This window comes from Leeuwenhoekiella sp. A16 (assembly GCF_047946675.1).
GTDB lineage: Bacteria > Bacteroidota > Bacteroidia > Flavobacteriales > Flavobacteriaceae > Leeuwenhoekiella.
In genome coordinates, this window is the sequence record NZ_CP172313.1 from 1,293,095 (window position 1) to 1,317,451 (window position 24,357).

General features: G+C 37.5%; 21 protein-coding genes and 2 tRNA genes. 12 read left to right on the plus strand and 11 right to left on the minus strand.

All coding sequences use genetic code 11. The annotated features are described in order from the left end of the window. Positions 1-35 precede the first annotated feature (35 nt). From ACH3O9_RS05530 to ACH3O9_RS05540, 3 genes are read right to left on the minus strand one after another with little or no spacing between them, the layout of a single operon-like run. Positions 36-272: a hypothetical protein gene (locus ACH3O9_RS05530; protein ID WP_416445098.1), complete on the minus strand. Its 237-nt coding sequence runs from the start codon at positions 270-272 to the stop codon at positions 36-38. A 53-nt stretch (positions 273-325) separates the two neighbouring features. Next, positions 326-1,072: a TIGR03915 family putative DNA repair protein gene (locus ACH3O9_RS05535; RefSeq protein ID WP_416445100.1), complete on the minus strand. Its 747-nt coding sequence runs from the start codon at positions 1,070-1,072 to the stop codon at positions 326-328. Then, positions 1,073-2,332, minus strand: coding sequence for a putative DNA modification/repair radical SAM protein (locus ACH3O9_RS05540; protein WP_416445102.1), 1,260 nt, complete (start codon positions 2,330-2,332; stop codon positions 1,073-1,075). It lies immediately after the preceding gene. Between the two features lie 101 nt (positions 2,333-2,433). Between ACH3O9_RS05540 and ACH3O9_RS05545 the strand changes: the two genes are divergently transcribed. Then, positions 2,434-3,201: a LexA family transcriptional regulator gene (locus tag ACH3O9_RS05545; RefSeq protein WP_416445104.1), complete on the plus strand. Its 768-nt coding sequence runs from the start codon at positions 2,434-2,436 to the stop codon at positions 3,199-3,201. Positions 3,202-3,252: 51 nt separating this feature from the next. Here the strand turns inward: ACH3O9_RS05545 and ACH3O9_RS05550 are convergent, their stop codons facing one another. Together ACH3O9_RS05550 and ACH3O9_RS05555 are read right to left on the minus strand one after the other, a co-directional pair. Next, on the minus strand, positions 3,253-3,486 hold the full coding sequence (locus ACH3O9_RS05550; RefSeq protein ID WP_416445106.1) for a hypothetical protein: 234 nt from the start codon (positions 3,484-3,486) through the stop codon (positions 3,253-3,255). 106 nt (positions 3,487-3,592) lie between these two features. After that, positions 3,593-3,790 (minus strand): hypothetical protein, encoded by a 198-nt coding sequence (locus ACH3O9_RS05555; RefSeq protein WP_416445108.1) that lies wholly within the window; start codon positions 3,788-3,790, stop codon positions 3,593-3,595. A 147-nt stretch (positions 3,791-3,937) separates the two neighbouring features. Here ACH3O9_RS05555 and ACH3O9_RS05560 point away from each other — a divergent pair, with 147 nt between their 5' ends. Then, on the plus strand, positions 3,938-4,588 hold the full coding sequence (locus tag ACH3O9_RS05560) for a DUF2461 domain-containing protein (RefSeq protein WP_416445110.1): 651 nt from the start codon (positions 3,938-3,940) through the stop codon (positions 4,586-4,588). On the opposite strand, the gene ACH3O9_RS05565 is transcribed toward ACH3O9_RS05560, so the two are convergent. Continuing rightward, complete coding sequence (locus ACH3O9_RS05565) at positions 4,570-5,826, minus strand: 3-deoxy-D-manno-octulosonic acid transferase (protein ID WP_416445112.1); 1,257 nt, start codon at positions 5,824-5,826, stop codon at positions 4,570-4,572. The two genes, ACH3O9_RS05560 and ACH3O9_RS05565, sit on opposite strands and share 19 nt — an antisense overlap. A 148-nt stretch (positions 5,827-5,974) precedes the next feature. On the opposite strand from ACH3O9_RS05565, the gene ACH3O9_RS05570 reads away from it, so the two are divergent. Then, positions 5,975-7,105: a DegT/DnrJ/EryC1/StrS family aminotransferase gene (locus tag ACH3O9_RS05570; protein ID WP_416445114.1), complete on the plus strand. Its 1,131-nt coding sequence runs from the start codon at positions 5,975-5,977 to the stop codon at positions 7,103-7,105. A 5-nt stretch (positions 7,106-7,110) separates the two neighbouring features. After that, positions 7,111-8,391 carry an amidohydrolase family protein gene (locus ACH3O9_RS05575; RefSeq protein WP_416445116.1) on the plus strand — a complete coding sequence of 427 codons (1,281 nt, stop codon included), beginning with the start codon at positions 7,111-7,113 and terminating at the stop codon, positions 8,389-8,391. 68 nt (positions 8,392-8,459) lie between these two features. Here the strand turns inward: ACH3O9_RS05575 and ACH3O9_RS05580 are convergent, their stop codons facing one another. Beyond that, positions 8,460-9,020, minus strand: coding sequence for a nitroreductase (locus ACH3O9_RS05580; RefSeq protein WP_416445118.1), 561 nt, complete (start codon positions 9,018-9,020; stop codon positions 8,460-8,462). Between the two features lie 149 nt (positions 9,021-9,169). On the opposite strand from ACH3O9_RS05580, the gene ACH3O9_RS05585 reads away from it, so the two are divergent. Continuing rightward, entirely contained in the window at positions 9,170-11,122 is a 1,953-nt protein-coding gene (locus ACH3O9_RS05585) for an OmpA family protein (RefSeq protein ID WP_416445120.1), read from the plus strand. Between the two features lie 11 nt (positions 11,123-11,133). Here ACH3O9_RS05585 and ACH3O9_RS05590 read toward each other — a convergent pair whose 3' ends face one another. Both ACH3O9_RS05590 and ACH3O9_RS05595 read right to left on the minus strand, forming a co-directional pair. Beyond that, on the minus strand, positions 11,134-13,836 hold the full coding sequence (locus tag ACH3O9_RS05590; RefSeq protein ID WP_416445122.1) for an AsmA-like C-terminal region-containing protein: 2,703 nt from the start codon (positions 13,834-13,836) through the stop codon (positions 11,134-11,136). Positions 13,837-13,845: 9 nt separating this feature from the next. After that, on the minus strand, positions 13,846-14,580 hold the full coding sequence (locus ACH3O9_RS05595; protein ID WP_416445124.1) for a queuosine precursor transporter: 735 nt from the start codon (positions 14,578-14,580) through the stop codon (positions 13,846-13,848). A gap of 106 nt (positions 14,581-14,686) precedes the next feature. Here ACH3O9_RS05595 and folK point away from each other — a divergent pair, with 106 nt between their 5' ends. Then, complete coding sequence (folK, locus tag ACH3O9_RS05600) at positions 14,687-15,817, plus strand: 2-amino-4-hydroxy-6-hydroxymethyldihydropteridine diphosphokinase (protein WP_416445126.1); 1,131 nt, start codon at positions 14,687-14,689, stop codon at positions 15,815-15,817. Positions 15,818-15,822: 5 nt separating this feature from the next. Here the strand turns inward: folK and ACH3O9_RS05605 are convergent, their stop codons facing one another. Further along, positions 15,823-15,960, minus strand: coding sequence for a hypothetical protein (locus ACH3O9_RS05605; RefSeq protein WP_416445128.1), 138 nt, complete (start codon positions 15,958-15,960; stop codon positions 15,823-15,825). 210 nt (positions 15,961-16,170) lie between these two features. Continuing rightward, positions 16,171-16,710, minus strand: coding sequence for a TrmH family RNA methyltransferase (locus tag ACH3O9_RS05610; RefSeq protein WP_416445130.1), 540 nt, complete (start codon positions 16,708-16,710; stop codon positions 16,171-16,173). A 154-nt stretch (positions 16,711-16,864) separates the two neighbouring features. Between ACH3O9_RS05610 and ACH3O9_RS05615 the strand changes: the two genes are divergently transcribed. The 6 genes from ACH3O9_RS05615 to ACH3O9_RS05640 all read left to right on the plus strand — a co-directional run bounded on the left by ACH3O9_RS05615 (position 16,865) and on the right by ACH3O9_RS05640 (position 24,258). Next, positions 16,865-17,692, plus strand: coding sequence for a universal stress protein (locus ACH3O9_RS05615; RefSeq protein ID WP_416445132.1), 828 nt, complete (start codon positions 16,865-16,867; stop codon positions 17,690-17,692). A gap of 191 nt (positions 17,693-17,883) precedes the next feature. Continuing rightward, positions 17,884-20,508 carry a DNA mismatch repair protein MutS gene (gene mutS / locus ACH3O9_RS05620; protein ID WP_416445134.1) on the plus strand — a complete coding sequence of 875 codons (2,625 nt, stop codon included), beginning with the start codon at positions 17,884-17,886 and terminating at the stop codon, positions 20,506-20,508. Positions 20,509-20,595: 87 nt separating this feature from the next. Then, positions 20,596-20,667 (plus strand) — tRNA-Gly (locus ACH3O9_RS05625). A gap of 39 nt (positions 20,668-20,706) precedes the next feature. Next, positions 20,707-20,790, plus strand: a tRNA-Leu gene (locus ACH3O9_RS05630). A gap of 396 nt (positions 20,791-21,186) precedes the next feature. Continuing rightward, positions 21,187-21,657 carry a hypothetical protein gene (locus tag ACH3O9_RS05635; RefSeq protein ID WP_416445136.1) on the plus strand — a complete coding sequence of 157 codons (471 nt, stop codon included), beginning with the start codon at positions 21,187-21,189 and terminating at the stop codon, positions 21,655-21,657. A gap of 162 nt (positions 21,658-21,819) precedes the next feature. Further along, on the plus strand, positions 21,820-24,258 hold the full coding sequence (locus tag ACH3O9_RS05640; RefSeq protein ID WP_416445138.1) for a zinc-dependent metalloprotease: 2,439 nt from the start codon (positions 21,820-21,822) through the stop codon (positions 24,256-24,258). Positions 24,259-24,357 lie beyond the last annotated feature (99 nt).

Consider the following 24,357-nt stretch of genomic DNA (forward strand, 5'->3'; position numbering starts at 1 on the left):
AATTGCAAGCCCTTTGTTTTTCAGGTTAACTGATATTACATATCGTCGTTACCTTCAACTTCGTCTTGAACTTCATCTGCAGCATGATCAACAGCATCACCAGTATCTTCTGCAGCGTCTTCGATAGCATCTCCTGCATCATCCATAGCATCACCCATATCATCAGCAGTAGATTCCATAGAATCTTCAGCTTTTTCCTGAGTTGTTTCGCGACAAGCAGAAACTGATACCATTAACATAAGAGCCATTGCACTGTAAACAAATTTTTTCATCGTAATTGAATTTTAATTAGTGTTATTAAGGTGCTAAATTATATAATTTACCATTACCTAGGTGATTTTTCATTTAAATATTTCCAATATCGCTTAGGTATATGTCTTATGTGCAGTTTCATATTTATTCTTGAAGATATTGTAGTGCTTTTAAAGTAATCCCTCCATAAAATATCAAAAATCGCCTCTTCTTGTGCGAAAATCGCACTTTCAGACTGATTATCAGAAAACTCAATTTTAATCATTTCTACGCCCTTTAGATCGTAGTACAAACCGTAGCTGCGTTTAAGATCGTAGATTAACCATTTTTGGTCTGCATATCTGTTTTTAAAGTGAGAACTTATAAGTGGCAAAACATCAAAATCGGGTTCAATTTGTGCAAAATAGATTTGATCACTCGTAAGTTTAAATCTCACAAAAGCTTCCATACGATGCTTCTCTCGCCCTACCATTTTTGTAAGCTGGGCAATCTGTAAGATCATTTTATGACCATAGTCCCCGGCATTTCCTGTTGCCAGAACATATTCTATCGCTTTTAAAAGTACGAGTTCATTGCCATCTGTTTCACTTAAGAATGACCAATAAACCTGCGTGCTAAAATTGTGGAAGGTTTTTAATCTTTTCCAAACGCGATTCGCCTTTGCTTCATTTGTATAAATTATAAGCTTTTCTTCAAAAAGCCCTTCTTGAAATTTTTCATGAGAAGCGATAGAAACCGGAGATAATTTCTCTTCATAAACTGTAAATACAGCTGTGAGAAAACCATCAAAGCTGCCGTCGTATGCCAGTTGATGTTGCACTTAAAAAAGACTAAGCTGGCTATTATATAACTTCTGATACTTGCTTTGTGAGTTTTGCAATATCATACTTTTGATTTTTTCTGCAGTTAGATCCCTCTTCTCCCAATCTCTACTATCGCAGATCATGAAATATTTGGCCCTATTAAAAGCCACGCCTATAGCTTTTAAATTTTCAAGGTTGAGCTTTCTATATCTACGCGCCTGAATAATTTTATTTACAGATTTCATACCCAGCCCGGGGATTCTCGCCAGCATACGTTTTTCGGCCTTATTAATATCAATAGGAAATTGATCAAGATTGCGCAGCGCCCAACTCAGTTTTGGGTCTATATCTACATCCAGATTAAGATGATTGTTGTTAAGTAATTCTCGTACATCAAAACCGTAGAAGCGCAAAAGCCAGTCAGTTTGATACAATCTGTTCTCCCTCAACATTGGCACCGCCGTGCCTAAAGCCGGCAATCTTTTGTCTTCAAGCACAGGAACATAACCTGAATAATAAACACGTTTCATATTATACTTTGCATAATAATGCACCGCAGAATACATAACGTCTTTATCACTTTCTCCTGTTGCGCCCACAATCATTTGCGTGCTTTGACCGGCTGGTGCATATTTAGGTACAGTTTTGAGAAGTTTTTTTTCTGAGTTGTATTGTATGATCTCATTTTTAACCTTCTCCATAGGCTTGATAAAATCTTTATGATCTTTTTCAGGTGCCAGAAGTTTTAATCCTGAAATTGTAGGCACCTCTATATTTACAGAAAGTCTGTCTGCATACAATCCTGCCTTTCTCATGAGCTCATCACTTGCGCCGGGAATAGATTTTAAATGTATATAACCATTAAAATTCTCCTCAAGACGGAGCTTTTTCGCGACAGCTATTAACCGCTCCATTGTATAATCTGGATTGTGAAATATACCGCTGCTTAAAAAAAGGCCCTCAATATAATTACGCCTGTAAAAATTAATGGTGAGATCTACCACTTCCTGTATTTTAAAAGCTGCCCTTTTAATATCATTGCTTTTTCTGCTCACACAGTAGGCACAATCATAAATGCAATGATTAGTAAGTAAAATCTTGAGCAATGAGATACATCTGCCATCTTCTGCATAACTGTGGCAAATACCCATACCACTACTATCACCCAACCCTTTATTTGTGTTCTTTCTATTGCTGCCGCTGCTGCTACATGAAACATCATATTTAGCAGCATCTGCGAGAATAGTTAGCTTTTCGCGAATGCGTTCAAAATCCATAGCAATTAGGAATTTTTACAAATTTAAAGAATTATTCCTAATAATAGGATTTATTCCAAAAATTAAATTGGACATTTTCCTAAAATTAGTATATTTACGGTATGGGAATTAATGATATAACCAGCGATGTTAGGCGGTTTAAGCTTATACGTGAGGAGCAAAATTTAACGCAAACCGAGTTTGCTCAGGCTTTGGGAATTAAAAATTCTACTGCAGATATAGAACGCGGGAGAACTAAATTATCAGGGCAAATCGTTACAGAATTGCTGCGTCTTTACAACGTAAATCCTTTGTGGTTATATGGTTTTAGCAATCAAAAATATTTAAATGCCGGCAAAGGTGATGTGAGCCCTAAAGTGGTGACCGTAGATCCTTCAGACAATGAGAATCTGGTTCTTGTAAATCAAAAAGCTGCGGCCGGTTATCCTCACAATATTCAGGATATAGACTGGTATCAACAACTTCCTGCTTTTGATCTTCCGCTGCCGCAATATCGCAATGCCACTTATCGCGGTTTTCAAATAGAAGGTGATAGTATGTTGCCTAATTTTCAGCCTGAAGATTGGGTTTTAGGCAAAGCGATCACCAGTATGGATGAAGCTAGCAATAATAAAGTGTATGTCGTCGTAATGCCAGACTCTGTGGTTGTGAAAAAATTACAGAAGTTGCCAGATCCTTCTAAGGTTTTGTTGATTTCACTTAATCAGGAATATATACCTTTTGAGATCAATGTGAGTGACATTCAGGAAATCTGGCAGGTAAATAGCAAACTCACCTTTCATCTTGATGCACCTTCTGAGAGCACTTTACTTAGAGAACTTCAACAATCTATGGAAGAATTAAAGAGCCAGGTGCGTGGGCTAAAATAAAAAATCCACCTTGTTATTCACAAGATGGATTTTTGCTAAAGGGATAATTTATTAGTTATTATCGTCTGTCTTGATCTTGGTATCACCGTCGTCGTCAGTTTTGATCTTCACTTCTTTCTCGTCGGTTTTCATTTTGATCTTATCTCCGCCGTCCTTTACTTCCATAGAAGCACCATCATCTTTCATATCTTCAATTACTTTTTCCTTTTCGGTTTGTTCTCTACAAGAAGTAAGAGAAAAAGTCATTAATGCGGCCATAAATACAGCCTGAGCTAATCTTTTCATAATTTCAGATTTTAATTAAAGCATTTAGAAGGTTTATTGCCTTCTATTTTATACTCTTCAAATTTGCTTTTGTATTAAGCGATTTTAGGGTGTTTTTAACCGATTTTTAGTTATCGTCACCTATTTTATCAATTTCTTCATTTACTTGTTTATCTACTTCTGCACCTGCACGTTCCATAATTCCAGAGTCATCTGTAGAGTCAACTTCTACTTCTTTAACCACTGTTTCTTTGTGTGTTTCTCTGCAGCTGGATAAGCCTGCAGTTAATGCCGTTAAAGCAAATAATACAACTATTTTTTTCATAATATTAATTGTTAAACGACAAATGTAACCGCATAACACATACAAAAGGATATTAGATTTCTAAAGTATTCCCAAATAATGTAAAGAATACGTTAACAAACCTCAAAAATTAAAGGCTTTTTTAAATTTAATTGCAAATAATACAAAATGGATTTTAAAGAATTATTCAAGTTTATAGATGCTTTACAGCGAAATAATAACAAGGAGTGGATGGACGAAAACCGCAAGTGGTATTTTAAAATTCGTGATTCATACATCGCCTGGCTAGAAACGATGGATGCAAAACTCGCGAAAATTGATCCGGACTATACCCACACTCCCGGTAAGAAAGCCATAAATCGCATAAACAATAATTTACTTTTTCACCCAGACAGACCAACTTATAAAGATCATTTTGGCGCCGGGCTTGATCAGGTTTCAAAACAAGGTGACTTTTATATACAGATTGGAAAAGAGAATTTTATCGCCGGAGGATATTATAAGCCAAAAGCTGCAATTGTAAAAAGCATACGCCAGGCGCTTGATTATAATGGTGAGGATCTGTTGGCAATTTTAGACAAGAAAAGTTTCAAAGATGTATTTGAGCTTATAGATGATGGTGTCAGCTTAAAAACCTCACCAAAAGGTTTTCCTGCAGATCACAAATTTATAGACTTACTGCGCAAAAAGACCTTTGCAGTGCAAGCTAATTTGACGAGAGCAGAAATCATGAAACCCGATTTTGATGAAAAAGTCATCGCTATCTATAAAGAAATGCTGCCTTTTAGACGGTATCTCAATCAGGCAGTGACGGTATGATTCTGTAGATATTTGGTTATGATTCTGGTAGCGCCGGTATTGTTTTGTACAAAGTGACCGGAAATCATACCTGCTTTTTCTCTAAAATCTTTATTCTCAAAAAATTTCACCAATAAGTCATTAGCTTCTTCAGCAGAATTTACTGTGTATAAACCTGCCAGTTGTCTTAAACGTACGGCTTCCGGGAATTTTGAAATGTTTGTTCCTGTGATTATTGGGAGGCCAAAAGTAGCCGGTTCCAGAATATTATGTAAACCTGTTGTTCCCGCCGCGCCGCCTATGTAAGCAACATCTGCATATTGATACACACGGCCTAAAAAACCTACCGTATCAAGGATAAAAACGGGGAAAAGAGCCAAATTTTCGCCCTCTTTCTTTGAAAATTTGACTGCTTTAACTTTTAGTTTTTCAACAAAAGAAGTGATTTTTTCTTCATTGATCTGATGCGGGGCAATAATCACTTTAACCGCGGAATTTGCCACGTAATTATTCAAAAAATCCAGTAGCAGATCTTCGTCTTCTGGCCAGGTGCTGCCGCAAACTAAACACGGTTTACTATCTACAAACTCTTCAATAAAATCAACTTTATTATTTTGCTCAAGTTGCGCACTCACTCTGTCAAAACGCGTATCGCCGCTTACGGTAACATTGTTATAACCCAAACTTTTAGCCAACTCATACGAGGTTTCGTTTTGCACGAAAAAATGGTCAAACGCTTCAAATGATTTAAGCATCCAGCGTCCGGACCATTTAAAAAACGGTTGATTTGACCTAAAAACCCCCGAAATAAGCACCGTTTTCGCTCCGCTTTTTTTCAAAGCATTTAAATAATTGGGCCAGAATTCATATTTAATAAACAACGCAATCTCCGGGTGCACGAGCTTGATGAATTCTTTAGCCGCTCTTTCTGTATCCAGCGGTAAATAAACCACAACATCTGCAAGTGGCGTATCTTTTTTAATGGTGTAGCCTGACGGCGAAAAAAAAGAAAGCAGGATCTTATGGGTGGGGTATAATTTGCGCACTTCTTCCATCACCGGCACGCCCTGTTCATATTCTCCTAAAGATGCAGCGTGAAACCAGATGACGTGATCTGTATCTTTAATTTTAGTCTTTAACTGTGCAAGTACTCCCTTTCGCCCTGAGCTAAATTGTTTCATTTTAGAGCTAAAAAGAGCAATTATAGGAAGAAGAAAATTCACCAGTGCGATAAGCAGAGAATAGAGCTTTTGTGCCATGCGGTAAAAATAGCCCTTTTCATAAAATCCATTGGCGATAGGTATGATATTTCGTACTTTCGTCAGGTTGATTTACGCATCGATAAATGACACATCACAGCATTCTTAACGCTGAAAAAACGATGCGATTTCTCCTTAAATAAGCAACATGAAGAAAATACAAATGGTTGACCTTAAAGGTCAATATGAATTGATAAAGGAGCGTGTAGACAGTTCTATACAAGAAGTAATTGAAACTACAGCATTTATTAACGGCCCTGAAGTACACGCTTTTCAAAAAGAACTAGAAGAATATTTAGGTGTAAAACACGTAATACCCTGTGCAAATGGGACAGACGCTTTGCAAATTGCCATGATGGGCTTAGGCCTTAAACCCGGTGATGAAGTGATTACAGCAGATTTTACCTTTGCCGCGACTGTAGAAGTTATCGCATTACTTAATCTTACTCCCGTGCTTGTAGATGTTAATCCACATGGTTTTAACATAGACATTGAAGCTATTAAAAGAGCGATCACCCCAAAAACCAAAGCTATTGTTCCCGTGCATCTTTTTGGCCAGGTTGCAGATATGGATGCTATCATGGAAATTGCCAAAGAGCACAATCTCTTCGTTATTGAAGATAATGCGCAGGCAATAGGTTCAAATTACACACGTCGCGATGGTAGTCAGGTTAAAACCGGAACCATAGGCCATGTGGGAAGTACTTCATTTTTTCCTTCTAAAAACTTGGGTTGTTATGGTGACGGCGGCGCAATTTTTACTAATGATGATGATCTGGCGCACACGATTAGAGGCATCGTAAATCATGGTATGTATGAGCGTTATCACCACGATGTTGTAGGTGTAAACTCAAGACTTGATTCTATACAGGCAGCGGTGCTTAGAGCGAAATTACCTCATCTAGATTCTTATAATAACGCACGAAGAGAATCTGCCAGAAAATATTCTGCTGCTTTACAGAACCACCCAAAAATCACGGTTCCGCTTATTTGTGATGTTTGTGATTGTCACGTTTTTCATCAATATACGTTAAGGCTGAAAAATACAGATAGAGATGCGCTTGTTAAGCATTTAAACGAAAAAGGAATTCCTTGCGGAGTATATTATCCAATTCCGTTACACCTGCAAAAAGCCTACGCAGATGAAAGATATAATGAAGCAGATTTCCCGGTAACCAATCAATTAGTGAAAGAAGTTATTTCGTTGCCTATGCATACTGAGCTTGATAATGAACAAATTGAGTATATTACAAGCACAATTCTTGAATTCTTAGGCTAATACTTATGAAAAAAATCGCTTTCCTATTTCTATTTGCTGTTCTGTCTTTAAGCGGTATTGCACAAAACACATATTTGCAATGCGGTAATATAATTGACACAAAAACGGGAAAAATACTTTCTAAAAAGACCATTATAATTTCAGGAAATTCTATTCAGGAAATTCGCGATGGTTTTGTAGCAGGAACAGGAGACGATAAAACTATAGATCTTCAAAACAAAACGGTAATGCCGGGCTTTATCGATATGCATGTGCATATTGAGAGCGAGACAAATCCCAATCAATATCTTGAAGAGTTCACTTTAAATGAAGCCGATGTCGCTTATAAAGCTGAAGAAATAGGAAAGCGCACATTAATGGCTGGTTTTACAACAGTGCGCGATCTGGGTGGCAGCGGAGTAAATGTTGCTTTGCGAAATGCTATTAATAAAGGAACGGTTGACGGGCCGCGAATTTTCACAGCAGAAAAAGCACTGGCTTCAACCGGTGGTCATGCGGATCCTACAAATGGGTACAGAAAAGACCTTATGGAAGATCCGGGACCAAAAGAAGGTGTTGTAAACAGTGTTGACGATGCGAGAAAAGCTGTGCGCCAGCGCTATAAAAATGGCGCCGACTGGATAAAAATCACAGCTACCGGCGGAGTTTTAAGCGTAGCGAAAAACGGGCAAAATCCCCAGTTTACTGAAGAGGAAATAAAAGCGATCACAACCACAGCAGCAGATTATGGTATGAAAGTGGCTGCTCATGCTCATGGTGATGAAGGTATGCAACGCGCAGTGAGAGGCGGAGTAAAGACCATAGAGCACGGTACGCTGATGAGCGAAGAAACCATGGACCTGATGAAAGAGTACGACACGTATTATGTGCCCACTCTTTCTGCAGGAAAATACGTCGCTGAAAAAGCCATGATAGAAGGTTATTATCCGGCAATTATCGTCCCAAAAGCCCTAGAAATCGGTCCACAACTGCAAAAAACCTTCGCAAAAGCTTATAAAAAAGGAGTAAAAATCGCCTTTGGCACTGATGCCGGCGTTTTCCCTCACGGTGAAAATGCAAAGGAATTTGGTTATATGGTAGAAGCAGGAATGCCTGCTATAGAAACTATTGAAGCCGCTACAATTACCAGCGCAGAACTTCTCGATATGCAGGATAAACTTGGGCAGATCGCACCCGGATATTATGCAGATATTGTTGCCGTAGACGGTGATCCTTTAAAAAATATAGATCTTTTGAATACTGTGACTTTCGTCATGAAAAATGGAAAGATCTATAAGCAAGAATAGCTGATTTATAAATTATAAAGGCTCACTAAGAGGTCGATTTAGTCAACCTCTTAGTGAGCCTTTTTATTTTACATCCAGACCGTTTTTTCTTCTATAGGAATACGTCTGCCTTCCGGCTTTTCTCCCTCGTAATGGCCCAGATAAAAGAAACCGAGGCATTTTTCGCCTTGAGCGAGATTGAAAAAATCACCTAATTCACTCACAATATCGGGGGAACTCCAGTAAGAACCCAGCCCTTTATGACTTGCCAGCAACCACATATTCTGCACGGCCATTGCTGTTGCCGCAACTTCTTCCCATTCTGGTAATTTACCTTTAGGATCAACTTGCATGCAGATCGCTATAATAGCTCCTGCCATTCTGGGTTTTGTAGCCAATTTGCGCTGCTTAAACTCAGAGAATTTATCTTCAGGAGTGATTTCTTTGTATTTACTAGTCAAAAAATCACTCATATTTTTGATAGATTCACCTTGCAGCACTTTAAAACGCCAGGGTTCTGTATGCTTGTGTGTGGGTGCCCAGTTTGCTGCCTCTAGTAATTCTTCAATCGTCTCGCGAGCGATAGGCTTATTGATATATTGTTCAGGAAAAACAGATCGTCTTTCTGCTATTATTTTACTTAAATCCATATAAATATTGTTTGTCTTACCATGTGAAGTAGTTCTAAAAATATAGAAACACTATGTTTATAAACTTTTCATTAACATCTCTTTAACCAATTTGTTTATATTTGCGTCAATTATAATGCTGATTATAATTAACCCCAAACATAATTACAATGAAAATACATAACCTCTCCGGGTTTTTACTCCTTTTTGTTATTTTCCCTTTTCAGGTATTTGCACAGTCTAATAAAATAGAACAGGCCAATAAAAAATTTGAACAATACGCATTTATAGATGCTCAGAAAATCTACCTCAAGATCGCTCAGGAAGGTTTTGAATCTGTAGATCTTTTTCAAAATTTAGGTGATAGCTATTACTTTAATGGAAATTATGATGATGCCGCAAAATGGTATGGCGAGCTAATCACAAAATATTCTGACAGCATACAACCTGAATATCTTTTTCGGTATGCACAAACGTTAAAAGCCGTAGAAGATTACAAGGAGTCTGATGCTATAATGGAACGCTTTAGAAAACTGAAAGGTGAAGATTCACGTGGTGAGCTTTTTGAAGAAAATAAAGACTACCTAAAAGACCTCAGTTACATTGAAAGTATATATACTGCAAAAAATCTAAGAAGCACGAATTCTCGTTTTTCAGATTTTGGGGGCGTTGTGCGTGAGAATCAGTTGATCTTTTCTTCTGCACGCGACACGGGCGTCTATTCTACTAAAATTCATAAATGGAACAACGAGCCATTTCTAGATTTTTACTCAGCCACTATTGATTCAACCGGAGCCTTAGAAAAAGTTCACAAATTTGGGGAAGGACTTAATTCTAAATTCCACGAGTCTAACCCGGCATTTACTAATGACGGTAATACGATTTACTTTACCAGAAACAATTATGACGGGCATAAAGGCAAAGATAAAAACGGCACAGTAAGGCTAAAAATCTACAAATCTCACCTTAAAAGCGACGATACCTGGAGTGAACCTATAGAGCTTCCTTTTAACAGTGATGATTATTCTGTAGCTCACCCTTCACTTACTCCTGATAATAACAGACTTTATTTCTCGTCTGATATGCCGGGCACAGTTGGCCTTTCTGACATCTGGTATGTTGATATTATGAGTGAAGACACTTATGGTGAACCTCAAAATCTAGGCACTTTAGTAAACACAGAAGGACGGGAGAATTTTCCTTTTATAAGCTCTACCGGCAATTTGTATTTTTCATCAGACGGTCGTCCCGGTCTGGGCGGTCTTGATATTTATGTAGCTGCAAGAGACAATGGCAGTAAGATCACGCAGGTCTTGAATTTAGGCGAAAGCATAAACAGCCCTTGGGATGATTTTAGTTTTGTAGTAGATGATGCTACAGATAAAGGCTATTTCTCATCAAACCGTTATTATGGTATGGGCAGCGATGATCTTTTTAAGTTTGAGCGCGTACCTGTAGAAGTAGAACCATGCAGATCTGCAATTACCGGGGTAGTAAAAGATAAAGATCTAATGTTCCCTATACCTACGGCTAAAGTTTCTCTTCTAGACATGGATGGCAATGTAATACAAAAAGTAGATGTTAATGAAGAAGGTCGCTTTACACTGAATCCTATTTGCGGTACAGAATATATCATACGCGGGGAAGAACCAGAATATACTTCTGATGAAAAAGTGGTTACTGCGCCTGTTGAAGGAGGATCTATTGATGTTGAACTATTGCTAAAACGCCGAATAAAAAAAATTAAAGAGGGTGATGATCTTGCTAAATTGCTTAAGCTGAATCCTATTTACTTTGATTTTGACCGTTTTAATATAAGACGAGATGCTGCTCTTGAGTTGACCAAAGTTCTTGCTGTAATGGAAAGCAACCCTACTCTTGTAATCGATGTGCGTGCGCATACAGATAGCCAGGGAAGAGATGAATATAACCTTTCTCTATCTGAAAAACGTGCACAGGCAACCGTGCAATATCTCATTAACAAAGGCGTGTCTGAAGATCGCATAACCGGTAAAGGTTATGGTGAAACGCAGATTTTAAACGGCTGCGTGAACGGCGTAGATTGTACAGATGAGCAGCAGCAGATAAACAGAAGATCTGAGTTTATAGTAATTAGCTATTAAATTCTAAAAGCTTAATTATTAGATTTAGTAGTATCTACTTTTTTCTTCTTGCCGCCTAAAAGTCCGCCAAGGATTCCTTTTACAGCATCTTTAACTTCATTCTTAGATGTTGTGGTATCTGTAGGTTTTTGTTGAACAGCTGTAGTATCTTTTACAGCAGGATTTGTTCCTGTTGCTTTACCTAATAACCCACCTAAAGCATCTCTAACTTTATCTGCGCCTTCATTCTTTAGTTTCTCTTTTTGAGTAGCAATGATCTGTTGAGTTAGATTATTTACAGCAAGCTGAGTATTTACCGCCACCTGTGGATTATTAAAAGAACCGGTTAATGACACCGGCAAATCTACAGTGTATGTCTCCAGATCTGTGTCGCTTAGTTTAGCTAAAGTGCTGCCTATCTTATTTCCTAATAATTTTGCCGGCACATCAAGATTAAGGTTATAGTTCATTACATTCTCCAGACTGTGGCTTCCGCTTACAGTAACATTTATTCCTTTTACTTTAAAATCAAAAGGCTTAACAGCCACCTGCCCATTGTCAAAACTAAGTTTAGTTTTAAGATCACTAAGATCAATATCTGCCAGATTGATAAAATCAAGCTTGCCGTCGAGTGCATTTAATAGCGGCATCTGGTCTGGATTTACTTTCGCGGTAAGCACTTCTGCAAGGGCATTACCCGCTAGTGAAGAAAGCACAGGCGTAAGGTCATCACTTAAATTTCCGCTGAGTTCTATATCTGTATTTAGTTTACCTTTTAAAGCTTTCGCGATAGGTGCAATACCTTGTAAAAGATCCAGCCCTGCAAAAGATTGATCAATATCTATTGCACTAAGATCAAGTTTCATTTTAAAAGTAGGCGTAGCACTTTTTGTACTTACATTACCGGCGAGAGCAATATTCCCACCAAAAATATCTGAAGAGACATTACTTAAAGTAGCAGTCTCATCTGCAATGGCAATATTTCCTTTTACATTTGTAAGCGTGATGTTATCATAGATTACTTTACCAGCGCTAAAATCAAGGGCAGCATCGAGAAAAGAGGGGATTTTTATAGCATCGCTACCGGCAACTACGGTTTCTTTTTCTTTAACCTCGCCATTATCTTCTGTAGTCGTGGTGGTTGTTTCTGCAACGCTAAAATCATTGAGATTAATCGTATTAGATTTAACCGAAAATCGCCCCTTTAAGTCTTGTTTTGACAATAAAAAAGGGATTAAATTCTGAATACTTCCGGTAGCAGAAAGATCGGTTTGACCAGTTTGCCCCTGCAATTTCTCAAGTGTGATTGTACTCGTATTAAATTTTACAGCAGCTTCAGATAAAGTCAATGCATTAGGCAATTCTGGCGAAGTATATTTAAAGTTAGTCAGGTTTGCCATACCCGTGCTTTTTATATTTTGATATTGTTCCTTATCAACGCTTTCCATATCAAAATTAGTAGTCATGTCTACATTCAGGATTCCATTAAGGTCCTGATCTAATTCAAGCGGATACGCCCTTTCAAGATTTGCCAGATTCAATCTGCCTTTTAAGGCCATATCAACTAACGGATTTGTGGTTAAGCGATCTATGCGACCACTAGCAGCAAACCTGTCCTGATCTATTCTAAAAGTTATATTACCCAATCTAAGGTAAGTATCATCAACAAGTCCTGTTTCATTTTTTACCTGCGCATCAATCACTATATCCTCTACAGCCTTGGGCAGATCTGGATATTTAAAAGAGGCATTATTTGAAGATACAGAAATATCTAGCGTAGGAATATGAGTTTCATCAACAATTCCTTTTATTATTCCGCTTACGCGAAAATCACCAGTGGTTGTTACTCCGTCAAGATTTTTGGCATATTCTTCCGGAATAACGGCCAGAAAGTTTTTAAAATCGCTCGAAGGCGTTTCAAAAGAAAGATCAATATCATTATTAGTTTCATTCACCTGCACATATCCCTGAAAAACCAACGGCAATTGATTGATCATTGCCTCATTATCTTTAAAAGTATATTTCTGATTTTTAAGATCCATCTCAATATCTGCAGTAAGCTTGATCTTATTCTCGTTTAGATAATTTACACTATCCAGATCAAAAGAAGCTAATGCAGAAGTCTCTGTCTCAAGTGTTGATACATCTGCTGAAAAATCTCCTGTCCCGGAGTGATTTACTTCTGTAAGCCTTAGGAAGGTTTTTGTGCTTTCGTCAAGATAATTTACGCGCGAATTATTGATCTCATAGTGCTGTACATCAAACTGAAAACCGCCGCCGTCTTCTGTTGCGGCCACCGGCTGATCTGTTGTATTTGTAGTAGTGGTTTCTGTTTTCTTAGCTATGTCATAATTGGCATTGCCCAACGTATCTACTTTAATATTTATAAATGCATCATTTAGACGCACTTCATCAACCTGTATGGGATCTCCAGAACTTTTAAAAAGCTGCATAATACCCATATCTAATTGCAATTCACTACCGCTAGCGAGCGTATCACCTTTAAAAGGGGCATTATTAATTACGCTAAAATCTTTGATCTTCAAGGCCGCATCAGGGAAACTGGAAAACAAACTTAAATCAAGTTCCTGCCACGCCACGGTGGCATTTACATTATTGTTGATAGTCTTCTTAACCAGATTTTCTAACTGACTTTTAAACAGAAAAGGTGCTGCGATTATCCCAATGATAAGCACCAGAAGTACAATTCCTATTATTTTAAATATTTTTTTCATAATGTTCTTTTATATTTTCTCTTCAACCTGATAATACGTTTGCATTCTGCCTAAATCTTCATGTATACCAAGATTAAATCGTTTTCTAAAATAGTAAACGCCTGCATACAAGAATGGAGTATCACAAATTGCAATTAGCACTTTAAATAAAAAGCCACTTAACAGCAATGCGCCAAAACGCTCCCATTCTATTTTTCCAAAAAAACAGAGCAATAATAATACCGTCAATGTATCTAAAAACTGACTTAAGAAAGTTGAAAAATTATTGCGTATCCAGAGATGCTTGCCTTTAGTTAGTTTTTTCCAGAAATGGAATAGCTGTATATCAACATATTGAGCAAACAGGTAAGCCATCATTGAGGCGAGAACAGCCACGACCGTAGCGCCAAATACTTTATCAAAAAGTGCGTTATCTACCGGTGACCAGTCTGTCGCAGGAACAATAGCAGAGGTGTATACGATCAAAAGGGAGAAAAGTGAGGCAAAAATCCCCGCTGTCACCACCTGATTTGCTTTCTTCTTACCGTAGATCTCACTTATAAGATCTGTTATCAAGAAGGTTATAGGATATGGTAAGATGCCTACAGAAATTTCAAACTGGTAAATACCGAAAAAATCCCAATAAAAGAATTTTTGAAAAATAAGGTTAGAAACCACCAGTGAACATATAAAAAGTGCTCCTAGTATAAAATAAATCTTGTATGCTAAAAGTGCATCCCGCTCTGTACGTGCTCCTTGCGCCAATAGTGATTTTTTAATTACTCTGTAAGTCGCCAAAATTAGGAGATTGTTATGATGTTTTACTTAAATTGCTCATAAAATATTTTAACATTTAAGCGCCATTAAACCCTTGCAAGACATACTTTTATCGCTGGGAAGCAATCAGGGAAATTCATTTGAAAACCTTCAGGACGCCGTTAATTTAATTTTTAAAGAGGTGGGGCAGATTGTGCGCATCTCTCCTGTTTACAAAACTGAAGCATGGGGTTATGATGGTCCAGACTTTTTAAACTGTGCCATTCTTGTAAGTTCTCGCCTTTCTGCACGAAAAATCCTCTCTAAAGTGCTAAAAATCGAGGAAAAGCTGGGCAGAATCCGCTCTGCGCGGTCAAAATCGGGTGTGGTTTACAGCGACAGACCTATTGACATAGACATCTTGTTTGTGGGCGATGAAATTATTGAAAGTAAACCATTAACTGTACCTCATCCTCTTTTACAAAATCGGCAATTTGTTTTAAAACCGCTTAATGATATTGTTCCAGACTTTGTACATCCCGGTTTAAACAAGACCATAGAGAAGTTAATGAAAATTAGCGTTGACAAAGCTGTACCTCAAAAGGAATCTAAATGGCTTAAAAATCCAAAAACTGAATACAATCTCGATAAATTTAACTACATCGCTATTGAAGGAAATATAGGTGCCGGCAAAACAACTCTGGCCACTATGATATCTGAAGATTTTAATGCAAAATTGATTCTAGAGCGTTTTAAAGACAATCCTTTTTTACCCAAATTCTATAAAGACCAGTCGCGCTATGCTTTTCCGCTGGAAATGTCATTTCTCGCAGACCGCTATCAACAATTGCTGGACGATATAGGTCAATATGATCTTTTCAAAGATTTTATGATAGCAGATTATGATAGTTACAAATCTTTAATTTTTGCGCAGGTAACGCTCGCTGAAGAAGAATTTAGTCTCTATAAAAAATTACATGGCATTATGTACAGAGATATCGCAAAACCAGATTTGTACGTTTATCTCTATCAAAATACAAATCGTTTACTCGAGAATATAAAAAAGAGAGGGCGTTCTTATGAACAGGATATTTCTGAACACTATTTGACGCAGATAAATGAGGGCTATTTAGATTTTATGAAAAAACAACTGCAGACCAATGTGAAGATAATTGACATTTCTGAGATGGATTTCGTTAAAAATAGAGGGGACTACTTAAACCTGCTAGATCAACTCTTGAGATAAATATTTTACCACAGCGGATAGAACAAAGCAATCATGGTAAAAACCATAATTGTTACGCCTATTAAAATTCCTAATAAAAAGCCTGATTTGCGGCCATATTTTTCACCTAGCTGGTAAGAGTTATAATCAAAATCAGTTTTCATAAAAGTTGGTTTGGTTTGGTCCTTTACTACGGGTGTAAATTTGAACATTTTGCATAAACCAAAAATCCTATTTATAAAAACATTAATAATATTTAATAATAATTAACAGTGTTAAACTGAAGTATGTAGGAGAAGGAATACAGTTTCTTACATGCAAATGTTACTCAAAGTTTATTCCCACGGAATACCTACTGGTATGTGGTTAATACTTTAAGAATTTCTCATTTTTGAAAATAAATCCCATATAACAACCCCTACGCTTACAGATATATTTAGAGAATGTTTAGTACCCAACTGTGGTATCTCTACTACCTTGTTTGCAGAGCTCACTACTTTTTGACTTACTCCTTTTACTTCATTACCAAAGACTACTGCATACCTAGCTCCAGAAGTAACTTTTACATCATCAAGCATCGTCGCCCCCTCAGCCTGCTCAATTGCAAGAACTTCAATCTTGTCTTCCTGTAGTTTATTGATCACATCAAGGGTGTGTTCTGCATATTCCCACGCTACTGTTTCTGTTGCGCCCAGGGCTGTTTTATGAATATCCTTGTGGGGCGGAGTTGCAGTTATACCACATAAATATATTTTCTCTACCAGAAATGCATCTGCTGTTCTAAAAACGGAACCTATATTATTTAAACTCCTAATATTATCAAGAACGATAATAAGTGGTGTTTTTTGTGATTCTTTAAACTCTTCTACAGACTTACGATCTAACTCGCTATTCTTTAACTTTCGGTTTTCCATGAAGGCAAAAATAAGCATTATGGGCATTTAAGAAAGTTTCTATATAGTGGCCAGATTGCAATTATTACCGCAGAATTCATTAAATTTAAGATACTCCCGCTAAAACAGTAATGATCATCTTTTGTATCTGATTAAGATCTAATCTTTCATAACTATGAAACGAATTCTACTTCCTACTGATTTTTCACAGAGTGCTTACAACGCTATAGAATATGCTGTACAATTCTTTAAAAATGAAACCTGCACTTTCTACATAATTAATACTATTTACAATGCAGACTTCATTTTGCACAGTAGTCTGTATGAAGTATATCGTAAGAATTCGCAATCAGGCCTTAAAGAGATAAAAAAGAAAATTAAAAAAGAATACCGCAATGAAGATCATAAGTTTAAGATCATCTCATCATACAATATGCTTTATGAAGAAATAAAACTACGTGTAGAGAACAAGGAAATAGATCTTGTTTGCATGGGTACTAAAGGCGGTAGTGACGGTGTTGAGTTATTATTTGGTACACATACTGCTCATGCCATACGCATAGCCAAGTGCCCCATTCTGGTAATTCCCGCAAACTGCCATTACACCGGTATTAAACACATTTTGTTCCCGTCTGATTATAAACTTAAGCTGTGCGAACTCAAACTGCAGTTGCTTAAAGAGATCGCTTTAAATCACAGATCATTTGTTCACATCATGCATGAGAGCTTTGGAGAAGAGCTAACAATAGAAAAAGAAGAATCTAAAACCTCAATTGACGAGTATTTTGAAGACGTTGAGCATCAATTTCATAATCTAAGTAAAGAAAGTGTTTTAAATGCAATTCATAGTTTTAATCTTAAATACCCAACAGACTTGCTGGTAATGGTTAAAAACAAACATTCTTTTTTAGAAAAGATCCTTTTTAAAAGCACTGTGCATGAAGTGTCTTATTACATACAAATTCCATTTCTAGTGCTTCCTTCAGAAAATTATGAGATTTAGATCAACGACTTGTTATAAGAAAAACTGCGCTTAAAATTAATGCTTTCCAGCAATCAAAATTTTTAATTACTTTTAATAACTCAGTCTTTGAGGCGCGGCGCAAACCTTTACATTTTGCTATTTTAGCATATTACTTTTTTAAGTTTGATTTTCGCTTTTGCGAAATAAAATTTCACACAAAAACCCAGTTCATGGCTGCCAGCAAAGAGAAGAAGGTCACTCCTTTAATGAAACAGTACAACAGCATCAAGGCTAAATATCCTGATGCCCTGCTTCTATTTCGCGTAGGCGATTTTTACGAGACCTTTGGTGAAGATGCCGTGCGCAGTTCTAAGATTCTGGGTATTGTTTTAACACAACGTAATAACGGCAGTGATCGCAAAGAATTAGCGGGTTTTCCTCATCATTCTTTAAATACGTATTTACCAAAGCTTGTAAAAGCAGGTTGCAGAGTGGCGATTTGTGACCAGCTTGAAGACCCTAAGGCTACAAAAACAATCGTAAAACGTGGTGTTACAGAACTTGTCACTCCGGGTGTTGCACTCAACGACGAGGTATTACAGCTTAAAAGCAATAATTTTCTTGGGGCGATACATTACGGCAAAAGAATAATAGGCGTTTCATTTCTTGATGTTTCAACGGGTGAGTTTCTAACTGCACAGGGAGATCGGGATTATATTGATAAACTCCTGCAAAATTTTGGACCTAGCGAATTGCTGATAAGCAAATCCTGCAAAAAAGAATATGCAGCCGATTTTAGCCCTGATTATCACACTTTTTACCTCGAAAACTGGATTTTTCAGACAGATTATGCTCATGAATCGCTCTATAAACACTTTGAAGTAAAAAGCTTAAAAGGTTTTGGCATACATCACCTTGAGGAAGGAATTATTGCTGCAGGAGCCATTTTACACTATCTGGGTGAGACACGTCACAATAAGCTACAGCATATATCGCGTATTAGCCGCATTGCTGAAGATGAATATGTCTGGATGGACAGGTTTACAATACGCAATCTGGAACTTTACCAGGGCACGTCGGCAAAAGCCATAACCCTGCTCGATGTCATAGACAAGACCATTTCGCCTATGGGCGGAAGACTTTTAAAAAGGTGGTTAGCGCTTCCCTTAAAAAATATTGAAGCTATAAAACAAAGGCAGGAAGTCGTGAGTTATTTACTCAATGAAAATCAGGCCTATGATAAGCTTACACAGCGTATTAAACAAATAGGAGATGTTGAGCGCCTTATATCTAAAGTAGCTACAGGAAAGGTTTCTCCTCGCGAGGTAATACAACTAAAGAATTCTCTTGAAGCAATGATCCCCATAAAAGGATTAGCAATTTCTTGCGAAAATGAAGCTCTGCAGATTTTAGGTAAACAGATCAATGATCTGGAACATTTGCGCAATAAGATCAAAGAAAGCCTAAACGAGGAAGCCCCCGTTCTGTTAGCAAAAGGAAATACCATAGCCGCGGGTTTTCATGAAGAACTTGACAATTTGCGTGAACTTGCATTTTCTGGCAAAGATTATCTTGATAAAATGCTTGAGCGTGAGACTGAGCGCACAGGCATTACTTCATTAAAAATCGCCTCAAATAATGTTTTTGGTTACTACATTGAAGTACGCAACACGCATAAGGATAAAGTGCCGGAAGAGTGGATACGCAAACAAACCTTAGTAAATGCAGAGCGCTACATTACTGAGGAATTAAAAGAATATGAATCGAAGATTTTAGGTGCTGAAGAGCGGATTTTAGCCATAGAACAGCAGCTTTTTAGTCAACTTGTTACGTGGATCATGCAATTTATTGAGCCGGTACAGACCAATGCGAATTGTATAGCGCAAATTGATTGTTTATGCAGTTATGCCAGCCTTGCAAAAGAAAGTAACTACGTACGCCCCGTAATCGATGATTCATATGAACTTGATATTTCACAAGGCAGGCATCCTGTAATTGAGAAGCAACTCCCATTAGGCGAACCATACATTGCCAATGATGTTTATCTTGATCGTGAAACCCAGCAAACAATAATGATAACTGGGCCTAATATGTCTGGTAAGTCGGCAATCCTAAGGCAGACAGCACTCATTACTTTACTTGCGCAAATAGGTTGTTTTGTACCCGCAAAAGAAGCACGCATAGGTGTGGTTGATAAAATTTTTACCCGGGTGGGTGCCAGTGATAACATCTCAATGGGTGAATCTACTTTTATGGTAGAAATGAATGAAACAGCCAGTATTCTGAATAATATTTCAGATCGCAGTCTGGTTCTTCTGGATGAGATAGGCCGCGGAACAAGTACGTATGATGGCATTTCTATCGCCTGGGCGATAAGTGAATATCTACACGAGCATCCCGCACGACCAAAGACGCTTTTTGCCACGCATTATCACGAACTTAACGACATGTGCGAGACTTTTACCAGAATAAAGAATTACAATGTTTCTGTAAAAGAGCTTGAAGACAATGTTTTGTTTTTAAGAAAACTTGTTCCCGGCGGTAGTGCGCATAGCTTTGGAATACACGTAGCTAAAATGGCCGGAATGCCGCAACAAGTTTTGCACAGAGCCAATAAAATGCTACAAAAACTTGAGAAATCGCACGGAAAAGAAGAAACACGGGAAAATTTAAAGAAAGCTACAGATGACGAGATGCAGTTAAGCTTCTTTAATCTTGATGATCCGCTTCTGGAAGAAATTAAAGACGAAATACTTCATATTGATATAGCTACGCTCACACCTGTAGAAGCTTTAATGAAATTAAATGAGATAAAAAGAATGCTTATCAGGAACAAAAAAAATCAAGTTTCTTAAAGCGCTTATTTTTTTAAAGAAAATACTTTGGTAATTCCATAATTCTTGTAAATTTGCATCCGCATTAATCAATAGTGATTGTGTAATGCGAAAGTAGCTCAGGGGTAGAGCATCACCTTGCCAAGGTGAGGGTCGCGGGTTCAAATCCCGTCTTTCGCTCTTCACCCTCCATCGCAGGAGGGTTTTTTATAATACCACGCTCGGGTGGTGGAATTGGTAGACACGTTGGACTTAAAATCCAATGAACATTAGTTCGTACGGGTTCAAGTCCCGTCCCGAGTACAGAAGACCCTCTTAATCATTTGATTTTGAGGGTTTTTTATTTGGAATAAAAATCCTCTGTTCATGTACAAAATATGCCGCTGAAGAATTGCAAAAATCGGCACAACTTCCTATATTTGGTTAAGAGTATAATTTGTCAACACCTTAAATAAAAGTAATTTTTTTAATAATATTATTTAATATATTGATTTTCAGGGTGTAAAATATAATTATTCTCAAAATCCCTTATTCTGCCAAAACCAAATAGTATCCTACTGCTATTTAAAAAATCGACTGTAAAGCTTTATTAGTCGAGATAATATCAAGCATTTGCATGGCAAAAATAAATGTAGACACCTCTATTAAAAACTTTTACAAATAGAGATAAACAGAGTTATATTTTTAAGATCATAAGTTATGCAAACCTCCTCCCCCGCGACTATTGTTTTAAAACCATTATATTCAATAGAGAATTTATTAAATCTCAAAAATGGTTTATATGATATTTCTAACCTCAAGCTAATCCAAACCGAAAGCAGTCCTGGAGTGAATGTCTATTCTAAAAAGTATTTCTTTAAAAAATTAGGGATTTTTGACTCCGTTTTAGTTCATCATTTCTTGAACGAATCTAAAATCACTTATTACTATTCCTCTAAATCAAATTCAAGACCAGCTAAAAGCATAAAAAAACTAACCAACCAGTTACAGAAAATCTACGGCCAGGACGAGAGAAATTTATACAGATTTAGAAGCACAGACATGGAGGAATTAACAGATAAAAAATTCACATGGATTGGCCGCAGGTGGGTCAACTTAGAAGGTTCAATTAAATCTATCGAGCTAAGCGCTCCTGCACATAAAGGCATTAGCATGACATTAGAAGCTTAAAAAATGTCCTAATAATCTAAGAGTCTATTTTCAGCATTCAGAAAGAACTGCTCTTTTTTACTGTTTCTCTAAAATTGCCTCCTTATTTTTGAGTTTATTGCAACATCATTCACACACTCACAACATTTGCTTTGCTTAACTTCATGCTCAAAAATTTAAAGCATGATAAAAAGATTACTGTTGCTATGCGCTATTAGCGTTCTCGCTGGCTGCAAAACACAAAAACCAGCAGTTACCCAAAAAACTAACTCTACAGAAAAGTCCACAAATAAAAGCGGTATCAAACCTTACAACAAGGTTATTACAGCTGGTTCTTTAAATGATAAAGGCCTTTTCACTACTCATATTGTAGATGAAAAATTATATTTCGAGATTCCTGATAGCCTTTACAATAAAGACATGCTTTTAGTAAGTCGCATCGCAAAAGTACCTGCCGGTTACGGTGGTGGCCATGTAAATGCCGGCTCTAAAGTGAATGAGCAGGTTGTTAGATGGACGAAACGTGGAGAAAATATCGACGTTAAAGTGATCAGTTTTGAAAATCAAAGTGACGAGAATTCTCCCATTTATCAGTCTGTATCAGCAAATAATTTCTCCCCTATTCTCTTTAGTGCTAAAATAGCCGCATTCACACCAGACTCGAGTGCTGTAGTTATAGATGTTACAAACCTTTTTGAAAAAGAGGTATCTGCGATAGATGGCCTTTCGCCACGGCTAAGAAAAGAATACAAAGTTAAAAAGCTTGATGAAAGTAGGTCTTACATAGAATCTGCCCATGCATATCCTAAAAATGTTGAGGTTAAACATGTAATGACCTATGAGGCAGAAGATCCACCAGAACGCGACCAGGCTGGTACTATTACACTTTTAATGAATCAATCAATGGTGTTGCTGCCAGATGATAAAATGCAACCGCGTATTGCAGACAATCGTGTAGGATGGTTTACCACAAAAAAATATGATTATAATTCTGATGAGCTAAAGTCTGATGATTATGAGATCATACGCCGTTGGCAATTAGTTCCTAAAGATATTGAGGCGTATAAAAGAGGCGAACTGGTTGAGCCTATAAAACCCATTGTATATTATCTCGACCCAGCCACCCCTTTAAAATGGAGACCTTATTTTAAGCAGGGAATAGAAGACTGGAACAAAGCCTTTGAAGTTGCCGGTTTTAAAAATGCCATTATCGCAAAAGACCCGCCCTCCCCGGAAGAAGACCCTGAATTTTCACCGGAAGATGTGCGTTATTCTGTTATTCGCTATGTTGCCAGCACCACACGTAATGCGGTTGGTCCTTCAGTATCAGATCCCAGAACAGGTGAAATTATTGAAAGTGATGTAATTTGGTACCACAACCATCTACGCTCCTACCGCAACCGCTTTATGATTGAAGCTGGTGCACAAAACCCAAAGGCCAGAACTTTAAACACACCTGAAGATGAAATAGGTGAAATGATGCGCATGGTAATTGCTCATGAAGTAGGTCACGCTCTGGGACTTCCGCATAACATGAAGGCAAGTTCTGCTTATCCTACAGATTCATTACGCTCTGCAGCGTTTACCCAAAAATACGGTCTCACTCCTTCTATTATGGATTATGCCCGCGTTAACTATGTTGCACAGCCCGGTGATGATGGCGTGCGCTATATACGCATGATGGGGCCTTACGATCTTTATGCAATTAACTGGGGTTACAGATATCTTCCTGAAGCTGAAAATCCTAAAGACGAAAAGAAAACACTTGATGAATGGATTCTTGCACATGCCGGTGACCCAATCTATGAATTTGGAAGTAGCCGCGGTGTTGACCCACAATCACAAACCGAAAGTCTGGGTGACGATCAGGTGAAAGCGAGCGAATATGGGCTTGCCAATCTTAAAAAGGTTGTACCTAATTTGATTCAGTGGACTTCTAAAGATGGATATGGTTATGATGATTTAAATGAGGTATATAGCGAACTTACAAATATGTGGAGAGGCTATATTTTTCATGTAATAACTAATGTAGGCGGAGTCTATGAAACTCGTAAAACATCAGATCAGGAAGGTGTTGTTTATGAGAATGTTCCAGAATCTATTCAGAAAAATGCAGTTGCTTTTTTAAACAAAAATGCCTTCACGACTCCAGAATGGCTGCTTGATGAGAATATTCTTCAACGAATAGAAACTTCAGAAGCAATTGAGCGTATTCAAAACTTGCAAACACGCTCGTTAAATTATTTGCTTGATAATGAGCGCATAAATCGAATGATAGCTAATGAGCAGGCCAATGGCAGTTCTGCATATTCTGCTATAGAAATGCTTGACGATGTGCGCAAAGGAATCTTTAGTGAATTATACACCTCTAAAAAAGTAGATGCTTACCGCCGAAATTTACAGCGAGCATATGTAGATACGGCTGTAGAATATATTAAAACGCTTGAAGCGGAAGATGCTGACGATGTCACAAAATCTGATGTTATTGCTTTGATGCGGGGCGAACTGCAACAATTAAAAACCGACATAAACAGGCGAAAATCGGCTGCAAATGATGAATTATCGACTTATCATTATAACGATCTTCTTGCCAGAATAAATATGGCCTTTGAATTAAATTAATTTCAGTTTCATACTAAGATAGACCTGCGTATTATGAGGGTCTATTTTTTTTAACACTAGCTATAGAAATATCGCGTTAATTATGGTTAAATCGGGTTA